Here is a 12,341-nt window from a genome sequence, read left to right on the forward strand (position 1 = left end):
CCTGCATCCAAAATCCAAAGTCAAAAATCTAAAGTCGTTTGAGGAGGTGCGTCTTGTTAGAAAGCCTGATTGTTTCCCCCGAAGACATAATCTATAACATTAAGCTCGGTTTTGAACTTCCGAAAGTTGTAGAAGCGATCGCAACACGAAAAATTGTTGCTGAAACCGCTTCTGAGCTTGGTATCGCTGTGAGTGAAGCAGAAATACAGCAGGAAGGAGACAAACTCCGACTGGAGAAAAAACTTGTAACAGCCAAAGACACTTGGGCGTGGTTAAAGACACATCATCTGACATTAAAGGAATTTGAAGAATTAGTTTGCGCCAAAGTTCTGGAACAGAAGTTAGCGAATCATTTATTTGCAGACCGTGTCGAACAGGTTTTTTACGAGAATAAACTTGATTATGTTGAAGTTGCTACTTATGAAGTGATCTTAGACGATAGAGACTTAGCTTTAGAGCTATTTTATGCTCTCCAAGAAGGCGAAATCAGCTTCCAAGAAATAGCCCGTCAGTACATTCAAGACCATAAACTCCGTTGTGCTGGTGGATACCAAGGTCTTCGTTCGCGTCGCGATTTTCGTCCTGAAATTGCTGCTGCTGTGTTTGATGCCAAACCACCAGAAATCCTGAAACCGATTACAACCTCTAAAGGGATACATTTAATTTGGGTAGAGGCTATAGTTCAACCCCAATTAGATGAAGAGTTACGCCAAAAAATTATCAACGAATTATTTTCAGATTGGTTAAAGCAACAAATAGCGAGTATGAAAATCGCGACTCATTTGGATGTGCATAGCAATTTACAAACTCAAGAAGAATTTCTGAAGCAAGCTTAAAAAAGTGAAAACCCTATTATTTAGCAAATTTAAATAACAAAATATAGCATTCCTATTTGAATTAAAAACATCTCGTGATGGCAGTAACCTCTTAACAGGTACCGGGAAATAGAATTGTTTAAAAATCATTTAGAATCGCTATATATTTGTTAAGACTTCCAATGAAACTTTATGTAAATAAAGCTTTTGTTAGTAAATTTTCGTTTTTAAACTGAATTTGTGATTTTTGCTTTTATACAGTTTTCAGATGAGGATGCATAGAAAAAACTCACCACGCACCTGTTCTTACTCTTCTTAATTCCCCTTGTAAAGGGGAGATTATCCGGGCTAAAAATAATGTGTAGCTTTATCAAGAATTGGTATTAGTATGTTCCAAATCTTTTTAGTTATTTGATTTTGAAGAGACAACAGTTGTTCGGTTTTTATAAAAACTAAATATTTTATTTTTTTAGACAAGAAATATTGTTTTTTGTCTAAAATTTTCATTTTTATTACGCTATTAAAACGATAGATATTTATCTAGATATTTTTCAAATTTACTAAAAATCAACAATGATTCTTTTGAAAAAAGTAGTTGACTTTTTAAATAGATAAGTTATAGTAAAAGTGTGAAAAACAAAAACAAATTTTTCACAAATAATTCCCAAAACAAGTTAATTCCCAGGAGAAAACAATGATTATTTCCGATCTTAACTACTTGGAAGTTGCTACTGAAGCTACTGTAGTTGGTGGTCTTACTTTCAACAAAGCCTTAGTTTCCAACACAACTGCAAACTCTACATTTACCAACACTAGCGTTGTTAATGATATCTTCAATAAGTATGCAAACATCAGCATTAAGTCAAGCGTAACTGGTAACTCAGGTTCTGTTGCATTTGACAACGAAGCTGTTGGCAACAACACCAACACTCAAGCTGCTATTTCTCAATTAGTTGTTGCAGGTCAAGTATCTAGCCAATCTGGCTTGATCGTTGCAGCTGCTAACTAGTATCTAGGGCTAATTAAGTCATAGAAGTAGCCCCAAACGGGCCCGTTTGGGGCTACTTTTAAAGGTGTAGATACTCTCAAAGATTATTCCCCAAGAGTTTAGAAAGTAGCCCTCGTCTCGTTTTGATTGAAGTTTTCAACCTACTAGCGACGGAAGATATGTTTCTGGATCTCGAAATTATTCTTGAATAAAGAAAGAGATAGAAAATTCACTCCATATTTTAAGCCCTTCTTATGCAAGGGTTTTGTTAGGTTTAGAAAACATATTTCAAAATGAGCAAATGAGAACAAGAAGAGTTGACTTTTTGTATCTAGAGACAATTTTCTAGTTACAATGCGTCAGCTTTTTCAACATGATTAAAACTAACTGAGGTTCCGTCTTTAGAATCTGTAGATGATTTTTGAAAAGATTAAATATCTTAGGTTGGGCTATTCCCACTCTATGTTATAGTTCAAAAATCAAACAAAATTCCATAGGAATTTTGCTAGTGAGAAGAGTTTTTCAAATGTTAGGAGGAAGAGAAACCATGATAATTTCCGATCTTGAGTATTTAGAGCAAATACCTGAGATATCTGCCGTATCTCTTATCAATGGTGGTGGGGCTATAGCAATTTCTGGATTTTCAGCACTTGCTTATGGTCAATTTACCAATACAAGTTCTCGAGTTAATAATAGGACAGTGACTGGAGATCGAAATTCTTTTGCAAGCAGTTCTGTTAGTGTTACCTCAGTTGCGTCTGGTAGTAATACTTTTTCGAACTCTTCGGCGTCCTCTTCTGCTTATGTGTCTTAACAGCATTCATCAATGCTGATTGCATATAATGCCAGTTGATATGTGACTGTAAAATTTTTTGTTTTAGGGTGAGGTTGACTTATGAATTTGAAAATGTTGAACTTGAATTTTTGTGAAGAAGCAAACTGTTTAGACTTTAGGAGAAACCAAGATGGCTTTTTTAAGAGGAACAGATAATAACGACAATCTTGTAGGTACCTCTATTGCCGATCAAATTTTAGGTCGCAAAGGAAATGACAACTTAGTAGGATTAGGTGGAGGTGACGTAATTCAAGGAGATGAAGGTGACGACATCATCTCTGGTGACGGTACTGTTAATTTGACTGACCCCAACAACCCCATATTTCCCGAAAGTGCTAGCGACGGCAACGATACTCTTTCTGGAGGTGAAGGCAATGACACCATTGGAGGAGGTGGCGGTAACGATATTCTCAATGGGAACAACGGTGACGACAGGCTCTACGGCGGAAGCGGCAACGATACTATGAATGGAGGTGATGGTGTTGACCTCCTGATTGGCGGTGCAGGAGATGACTTGCTTGACGGCGGAGCAGGAGACGATCAATTAGATGGCGGAGAGAATAATGACACCGTTAGAGGTGGTTTTGGTAATGACATATTAATTGGTAATAACGGAGATGACTTCCTTGATGGTGGTTTTGATAATGACCAACTTGATGGAGGTGAAGGCAACGATCGACTGGATGGCGGCAACGGCAATGACCAGATCTTTGGTGGCTTTGGTAATGATAACCTCTCAGGTGGGATCGATAATGACTTGATTGTTGGCGAGAGTGGCAATGATGACATTAATGGCGGTCTTGGAAACGATCAAATTTATGGAGACAGAGATTTCCTTGGTGGACCCGACGGTAATGATACTATAAATGCTGGAGAGGGAGATGATACCGTTTTTGGGGGTGGTGGTTCCGATAACATCGCAGGAGGTGTGGGAAATGACTACCTTGATGGAGGAGATAATAACTTTAATTTTGCACTGAACGATCTCGATCCTGCCTTTGGTGGTTTTGGCGGTAATGATACAATATCAGGGCAAGATGGCAACGACACGGTTATTGGCGGCTTTGGCAGCGATGTTCTCAATGGTGGCGGTAAAGCTGGTGAATTCGATATTTTAATTGGCGGTCTTTTCCTCGATTTAGATGGCGATGGTCAAGCAGAAAGTCTCTTTTCTGAAGGTGATTTTGGGATACCAACTTCAGATACATTTGTGCTAGGAAATGCCAATGGTAATTTCTATGCGGGTGGTTTTGGCACTCCAATAAGTGGTGTTATATTCGGCATTGACGACCGCGCTGATATATATACATTCGAGAATGGTGTCGATAAAATCCAAGTAAATAACCCAAGCCTGTTGCAGTATGATACATTGGGAACCTCAGATACATACCTTTTGTCACCAATAAATGGCGGTTATGAGGTTATTGGTAGTGTAATAGGATTCCAAGCCTCTTCCTTTAGTCCACTATCTACTGATTTTGCGAGTGGTACCTTCATTGCTCCTGCCTAGTGTTGTGTGTAGAGATGGATGTAACCAGATCTTGTTAAATGGGCAATTCTCAAGGTTCTGCTAGAATGAAGCCCCTTTAATAACTAGTTACTACAACCTTTTTACTACTGTGCATCGCTATATCAGGTGCGTCTGCCTCCACAAATTTACCTGACGCATAATTGTACATAATTATAGTATTAGCAAAACTTTTTTAAAAATCAGCACAACATAAATTTTTAATACTTTAGTTTAATATCCCATTATAACAATGAATACCACAACAGTTTTAGAATCCGAGTTAAACGCTCTCATTCAACTAGCTATAAATAAGTATCAGTCAGGTCAATTGGACGAGGCTGAGTCAATCTACAGATCGATATACGAGCAGTTAATACAAAATAAATTTGAAAATAAAATTTCCAAAGACTCCTTAAAAAAGTTACACCGTGTAATCATCCTAAACTTTGGAGATATTCTTCAGACTCAGGGAAAGTTAACCGAAGCAACTCAAGTCTATCAGCAATACCTCAAGATCGACCAAACCTTTGCTGATGTTTATAATAACTTGGGAAATATTTTTCAAGTACAGGGTCAATTAGAGTCAGCCAAAGAGTGCTACGAGAAAGCCATAGAAATTAAACCTAGCTTGGCTGAAGCATATAACAACTTGGGAATTATTCTTTCAGAACAAGATAAGTTGGAAGACGCTCTCCAAGTTTACCAGCAAGCTATAAAAATTAAGCCAGATTGGGTTGACACGTATTACAATTTGGGAAATCTTTTTCAAGAGCGAGGTCAGCTAGAAGCTGCGATGGATTCTTATCAGAAAGCCTTGAGCATTAAACCTGACTATGCTCCTGCTAGATTTGGCCTTTGTATGAGTCAGCTACCAATCATCTATTCTAGCGTTGATGAACTTCAGTTTAGGCTAACTCAGTATCAACAACATTTACAAGCGTTAGCTGATTACTATCAACTAGCCAACCCCGAAGAGCGAGCAGCAACAGCGAAGGTTATAGGTTACTTACAACCTTTTTATCTGGCTTATCAAGGCTTAAATGACCGACCATTACAGCAATTGTATGGAAAAACAATTTGTCAGATTATGGAAAGCGGTTATCCTCAGTGGACTCAACCAATTCCTATTCCTAAGATAGCAGCTAATGAAAAGATTCGAGTCGGTTTTGTTTCGGGGTTTTTTCGATATCATTCTAATTGGAAAATTCCAATTAAAGGGTGGGTAGAAAACCTTGATAAAAGTGAATTTGAACTGTTTGGATATTACACGGGGACAAAACAGGATCGGGAAACAGTTGAGGCTGCGAAAGCTTTTGACAAATTTACTCAAGGGCCTTTAGTGTTAGAACAATGGGCTGAAGTCATTGCACGAGATCGCCTGCATATTCTAATTTTCCCCGAATTTGGTATGGAGCCGATGACAGTTCGCTTGGGATGTCAGAGATTGGCTCCCATCCAAATGACTTCTTGGGGACATCCAGACACCAGTGGGCTGCCAACAATTGACTACTACTTGAGTAGCGATCTCATGGAACCTCAAGATGCTCAAGACCACTATAGCGAGCAATTAGTTAGATTACCAAATCTATCGATCTACTATACCCCCTTAGATCTTCAACCTTTAGCAGTTAGCAAAAGAGATCTTGGCATCGAAAAAGATGAAATCATGTTCTGGTGCTGTCAAGCATTGTATAAATATTTGCCCCAGCATGATGATGTATTTCCTAGAATCGCTAAAGCCTTGGGAAGGTGCAAGTTTGTATTTATCAGACGCTACGTTAGCGAACAGGTCGCTAACGTTTTTTGCGATCGCTTAAGGCAGGCTTTTGAGAATTTCGACCTGAATTATCAGGACTACTGCACTTTTGTGTCTTCCATGGAAGCCAGAAAATTTGCTGGTACTGCAGCGATCGCAGATATTTTCCTAGATAGCATTGGTTGGTCTGGATGCAACTCAACTTTAGAAGCGATCGCTCACAACGTACCAGTGGTTACCTTCCCAGGGGATTTGATGCGGGGACGGCATACTATGGCCATACTGAAAATGATGGGCATAGAAGAAACGATTGCTGCCACTAAAGAAGAATATGTGAAAATTGCAGTGCTTTTGGGTCAAGATGCTCAATACCGTCAATATATCTCTCAGCAAATTGCGGAGAACAAGCACAAGTTATATAACGACTTAAAACCAGTCAGAGCACTAGAAGATTTTCTTTTTAAGGTGTTGAATAAGCCAAGACGATTTAGCTCTCAAGAAGTCGCTGAAATGTTCCAACTTGCAGTTCAACATCATCAAGCAAATCGCCTAGCTGAAGCAAAGCACCTCTATCATCAAGTTCTGGAAAAACAACCCGAGCATCCCGAGACTTTATACAGTTTAGGTATAATAGCGCAGCAATTGGGACAACTTCAAACAGCCGAGCAGTGGCTAAATAAAGCATCACGAGTACAACCAGATTCTGTTAAGACTTGGTTCAGTTTAGGAAATTTGCATTTCGCTCAACAGCAGTATTCTGAAGCAGCGATCGCTTACAGTCAAGCTTTAGCCTTACGACCAGATTCACTCCCAATTTATAATAACTTGGGCTACGCCCTGCAACAACAAGGACTATTTGACGAAGCCGTTCGTTACTATCAGAAAGCTTTAGAGTTGAAGCCAGACTTCATCGAAGCCGAGGCAAATTTGGGAAATGCATTGTTTGCCCAAGGAAAGCTGTCCTCGGACGAACAAACTTACTACGCACAATTAAATCACAAGTTGGGAGAGATCCGGGAAAGAGCAGGCGATTTGAAGACGGCGGAAGCTTACTATCGTCAGGCTCGAGAACTTGCTCCCGAAGAAGGACAATATTACATCAACCTCGGTAAGATCTACCAACAGCAAAAAGATTTCTCCCAAGCCATAGCTGTTTATCGCGAGGGATTAAAACGCCTCAATCCCCGGTATGCAGAAGCAGTCGCCACCTACCAAAGCCCGGAAACCATTCCCGTAACCCCACCCGTCACTTTAGGAGAAGTCACTGTTGGAGCATATCAATTTCCTGCCATTCCTCCCGTAGCCAACCCCGAGCAACCGCGCCCATTCTGGAGTGTGGTAATTCCCGTTTACAATCGCATTGACTATCTACTCGAATCTTTGGCAAGCGTGTTGATGCAATGGCAAGGGGAAGAGGAGATGGAAATTTTGGTGATGGATAATGGCAGTACACCGCCTCTATTTGAAATGGTCAACAGTCTTGGGAGAGGAGTCATCCGCTACTACAGAAACCCGGAAAATCTTGGTGTTATCACAAATCATAATATAGGCATTGCCTTGAGTCGGGGTCGCTGGATTCACGTGCTTCATGACGATGATTGTGTTCTTCCCGGTTTTTATTCTCGCCTACAACAAAATCTAGAAGCGTGTCCTGATTCTGTGGGAGCAGCTTTTACAGGTTTTGAAAATATCAATGATAAAGGGCAAGCGATTTTCACCCAACAAGTGTATGGAGAGTACAGAGGTATAGTTCATCAAGATTGGTTACAAAAGATTGGAGTCTCCAACCCATTAAATATGCCTGCGGTGGTTATTCGTCGAGATGCTCACGAACGGTTGGGAGGTTTCTCTCCTCAGTTGACATATACTCCTGATTGGGAATTATACAAACGTATTGCTTCTTTTTACGATTGGTGGTACGAACCGGGCATTTTAGCACGTTATCGAGAACATTCTAACAATATCACTACTAACCTTTTACTAACTCAAAATCAGGGAAAAGATATCCGTCATGCAATTGAAATTTCAGACAGCTATTTACCAGTGAGCGATCGCGCAACGATTACCGCCCGCTCTCGCAGCCATTACTGGGATTATTATATGAAGCAAGCCGTCTTTGTACTACAAGCAAACGATGTTGCTGGTGCTTTCCAAATGCTTCATGAGGCTCTCATAATAGATAGCTCTTCTGTCGCTGTCGCAAAGTTATTTACTTGGCTGACTCAAAACGAAACGTCTTTGCTAGGGAATGAGATTGCCTCAAGATTAATCTCACTGCCATTGAATGAGAGCGGAGCAAAAGTTTGAACATCGTTATTACTTAACAAAACTTGATATGACAAGCGTTACCGAAGCTCTTCAACTTGCAATCCAACATCATCAAGCCAACTGTCTCGACCAAGCGGAGCAATGTTACCGTCAAGTACTCGCAGAACAGCCCGATCGGTTAGAAGCATTGCACGGGCTAAGCATTGTAGCACAACAAACAGGGCAGTTTCATTATGCTGAAGAGTTACTGAAAGCTGCTTTGGACTTTCAACCAAACTCAGTCAAAACTTGGTTCGACCTCGGTAATTTGCATCTGTCTCAAAGTCGTTTTGCTGAAGCCGTAGAATCTTATCATCACGCCTTAGCTCTGCAACCCAACTTAGTACCAATTTACAACAATTTGGGTTACGCTTTGCAACAAATGGATCAATGGGAAAAAGCGATCGCCTGTTATCAAAAAGCCTTAGATCTTCAGCCCAAATGTGCCGAAGCTGAGGCCAATTTGGGAAATGCATTGTTTGCCCAAGGAAAGCTGTCCTCGGACGAACAAACCTACTACGCACAATTAAATCACAAGTTGGGAGAGATCCGGGAAAGAGCAGGCGATTTGAAGACGGCGGAAGCTTACTATCGTCAGGCTCGAGAACTTGCTCCCGAAGAAGGACAATATTACATCAACCTCGGTAAGATCTACCAACAGCAAAAAGATTTCTCCCAAGCCATAGCTGTTTATCGCGAGGGATTAAAACGCCTCAATCCCCGGTATGCAGAAGCAGTCGCCACCTACCAAAGCCCGGAAACTATCCCCGTGACCCCACCCGTTACTTTCGGAGAAGTCACTGTCGGAGCGTATCAATTTCCTACCATTCCTCTAGTAGCAAACCCTGAAAAACCGCGACCATTCTGGAGTGTAATAATTCCCGTTTACAATCGCATTGACTATCTCCTCGAAGCTTTGGCGAGCGTGTTGATGCAATGGCAAGGGGAAGAGGAGATGGAAATTTTGGTGATGGATAATGGCAGTACAACACCACTCTTTGAAATGGTGAATTCCATTGGGGGAGGAGTCATCCGCTATTACAGAAACCCAGAAAATTTAGGTGTTATCACAAATCATAATATAGGCATTGCCCTGAGTCGCGGTCGCTGGATTCACGTGCTTCATGACGATGATTGTGTTCTTCCGGGTTTTTATTCTCGCCTACAACAGAGTTTAGAAGCGTGCCCTGATTCAATTGGCGTTGCTTGTACGGGTTTTGAATATATCAACGAGGACGGAAAAACTATTCAGCCTGGAGAAGTCGTTTCTTTATATGGAGAGCATCGAGGCATTATGCACTCTTGGTTGTCCCACATTGGTGTATGTGGCTTAGTCACAATTCCCGCTATGGTTGTGCGTCGGACAACTTACGAACGATTGGGAGGATATTATCCAGAGTTACCTGAAATTGCTGATTGGGAAATTTTTAAGCGCTTTGCTGCTTTTTGTGATTGGTGGTACGAACCCGGTATCCTGGCATGTTACCGCGAGCATACCCAAAGAATGTCACCTGAAAATATGCGTTCTGGAAAGATGGCAAGAGCTATCCGCCGTGCAATTGAGGTTTCTGAAACTTATCTTCCGGCTGAGCATCGGATTGAAATTACTGCCAAAGCTCGCCACCACAATTTCCACTATTGTTTGTCAAGGGCAAGTCTTCCTCTTAAAGCTGGAAATTTGACTGGAGCTTTACACGTACTTCAAGAAACCCTTAAAATAGACTCTTCTCCACAAGCAGTGGCAAACTTATTCGCCTGGTTAACTCAAGATGAATTGGCTCCGCTGCGAGAAGAAATTGTTTCCAGATTGTTCTCATTACCTGTCAATAGTGTTTAAAAATATTTAATAGAGGATTGCTATATATAGCAATCCTATTTGATTTATAAACAATACTTTTCCCTACCCCCTGCCCTCATGAAGTGTTTGTAATTCAAATAGGAGCTATATGACTTTAACTACCTATCATCTCTCATCAAAGTTTATGAACAAAAAAACAATAACAAATAACCAAAAATCTTATGGTGGCTGTCTCTTTTGTAGCTCTGAGTTAAACCATACTTTCGTAGATTTAGGTATGTCTCCTCCTTGCGAAAGTTATCGTAGTTTAGAACAGCTAAACGAAATGGAGCCTTTTTATCCACTCCATGCTTATGTTTGTGAAAAATGCTTTTTAGTACAACTTCAAGAGTATATTCGTCCTGAAAATATCTTTAGTGACTATGCCTATTTTTCCTCTTATTCTCAAACCTGGTTACAACATGCCAAGAACTATGTTGACATGGCAGTAGAGCGTTTTCAATTAAACTATAAGAGTCAGGTAGTAGAAATAGCTAGTAATGATGGATACTTACTACAATACTTTGTTTCTAAAGATATACCTGCACTCGGAATAGAGCCAGCTGCAAATATTGCCGAAGTAGCCATTAAGAAAGGTATTCCCACAGTCGTAAAGTTTTTTGGAGAAGAAACGGCAAGGGAACAATTGGCTAAAGGAAAACAAGCTGATTTACTAATTGGGAACAACGTCCTCGCTCATACTCCCTATCTGAATGATTTTGTCAAAGGATTGAAAATTCTACTCAAAGAACAGGGCGTAATTACCATGGAGTTTCCGCATTTGATGCGATTAAAAGAAGAAAATCAGTTTGACACGATTTATCACGAACACTTTTCTTATTTTTCTTTCATAACTGTAGAAAAGATTTTTGCTTTTCATGGTTTAACTATCTTTGATGTTGAAGAATTATCTACCCATGGCGGTTCTCTAAGGATTTATGCTCGTCACAATGAAGATTTTTCTAAACCTATTACCCAGAAAGTTTTAGAACTAAGACATAGAGAAGAAACATCTGGCGTTACAAATTTAGACTACTATTCTTCTTTTAGCGAACAAGTTAAAGAAACTAAACGTAAATTACTCGATTTTTTGATTAAAGTAAAAAGAGAAGGGAAATCCATTGTGGGTTATGGCGCTCCTGGAAAAGGAAATACTCTTTTAAATTACTGTGGTATCCGCACTGATTTTCTTGACTACACAGTAGATCGTAGCCCTTACAAACAAGGTTTATTTTTACCCGGAACTCACATTCCCATTTTTCACCCAGATAAAATTCAAGAAACTAAACCAGACTATGTATTAATTTTGCCTTGGAATTTAAAGGACGAAATTATGGTACAGATGTCTTACATTCGAGATTGGGGTGGTCAATTTGTAGTTCCCATTCCAGAAGTTCAAATTTTGCTTAACAACAGATCTTTTAATAAGAATTTATCTTTTGAAAAACGGAGATATAAAAAATGAAAGTTGTTTTGTTTTGTGGTGGTTTGGGAACGAGAATTAGAGACTATTCAGAAACCATTCCCAAACCGATGGTTAATGTTGGGTATAGACCGATCTTATGGCACGTCATGAAATACTATGCCCACTACGGGCATAAAGATTTTATCTTGTGTCTTGGTTACAAGGCTGACACAATTAAGAGCTATTTCTTGAATTATAATGAATGGATTTCTAATAATTTCACTTTATCAAATGGAGGTGATATTAAATTATTTAATCGTGACATTCAAGACTGGAATATTACTTTTGTAGACACTGGTTTAACTGCTAATATAGGTCAAAGATTTAAGGCAGTTGAAGAATATTTAGAAGGAGAAGATGTTTTCTTAGCTAACTACAGTGATGGCTTGACAGATTTGCATTTACCTACTTACATCGATCATTTTTATAAAATTGATAAAATTGCGAGTTTTTTATGTGTAAGACCAAGCCAAACCTTTCACTTAGTTGACTTAGATGAACAAGGTTTGGTACGGGATATCAAAGATGTTAAGCATCGTGACATCTGGATTAATGGGGGATACTTTATTTTTAAAAAAGAAGTTTTTCAATTTATTAATCAAGGAGAAGAACTAGTGCTCGAACCTTTCCAAAGATTGATAAAGAGAGAACAACTTTTTGCTTACAAGTATACTGGCTTCTTCGGAGTCATGGATACTTTTAAAGAGAAACAACAATTGGATGATATGTATGCTCGTGGTGAAAGACCTTGGGAGGTATGGAGAGATAAACAACTAGAGGTATCTCGTGCATGATAAGCATTAGTTTTGATAAAGCAGATTGCTCGGA

8 protein-coding genes are annotated in these 12,341 nt (G+C 39.6%); all 8 read left to right on the forward strand.

Annotation, left to right across the window (positions count from 1 at the left end; genetic code table 11):
• Positions 1-53: 53 nt before the first annotated feature.
• The 8 genes from HC643_RS28080 to HC643_RS28115 all read left to right on the forward strand — a co-directional run bounded on the left by HC643_RS28080 (position 54) and on the right by HC643_RS28115 (position 12,307).
• On the forward strand, positions 54-836 hold the full coding sequence (locus HC643_RS28080) for a peptidylprolyl isomerase (RefSeq protein ID WP_038090406.1): 783 nt from the start codon (positions 54-56) through the stop codon (positions 834-836).
• 673 nt (positions 837-1,509) lie between these two features.
• Positions 1,510-1,824: a hypothetical protein gene (locus HC643_RS28085; protein WP_038090405.1), complete on the forward strand. Its 315-nt coding sequence runs from the start codon at positions 1,510-1,512 to the stop codon at positions 1,822-1,824.
• 526 nt (positions 1,825-2,350) lie between these two features.
• Positions 2,351-2,617 (forward strand): hypothetical protein, encoded by a 267-nt coding sequence (locus tag HC643_RS28090; protein ID WP_137986590.1) that lies wholly within the window; start codon positions 2,351-2,353, stop codon positions 2,615-2,617.
• Between the two features lie 151 nt (positions 2,618-2,768).
• Positions 2,769-4,148: a calcium-binding protein gene (locus HC643_RS28095; RefSeq protein WP_038090402.1), complete on the forward strand. Its 1,380-nt coding sequence runs from the start codon at positions 2,769-2,771 to the stop codon at positions 4,146-4,148.
• 250 nt (positions 4,149-4,398) lie between these two features.
• Complete coding sequence (locus HC643_RS28100; RefSeq protein ID WP_167844764.1) at positions 4,399-8,211, forward strand: tetratricopeptide repeat protein; 3,813 nt, start codon at positions 4,399-4,401, stop codon at positions 8,209-8,211.
• A gap of 28 nt (positions 8,212-8,239) precedes the next feature.
• Positions 8,240-10,048, forward strand: a complete 1,809-nt coding sequence (locus HC643_RS28105) for a tetratricopeptide repeat protein (RefSeq protein WP_038090398.1) — start codon at positions 8,240-8,242, stop codon at positions 10,046-10,048.
• A gap of 145 nt (positions 10,049-10,193) precedes the next feature.
• Positions 10,194-11,513, forward strand: a complete 1,320-nt coding sequence (locus tag HC643_RS28110; RefSeq protein ID WP_167844765.1) for a class I SAM-dependent methyltransferase — start codon at positions 10,194-10,196, stop codon at positions 11,511-11,513.
• A complete protein-coding gene (locus HC643_RS28115; protein WP_038090396.1) occupies positions 11,510-12,307 on the forward strand; it encodes a sugar phosphate nucleotidyltransferase in 798 nt (265 codons plus the stop codon). The genes HC643_RS28110 and HC643_RS28115 overlap by 4 nt, the downstream gene beginning before the upstream one ends.
• Positions 12,308-12,341 lie beyond the last annotated feature (34 nt).

It is taken from the genome of Tolypothrix bouteillei VB521301, from assembly GCF_000760695.4.
GTDB classification, from domain to species: Bacteria; Cyanobacteriota; Cyanobacteriia; order Cyanobacteriales; family Nostocaceae; genus Scytonema; species Scytonema bouteillei_A.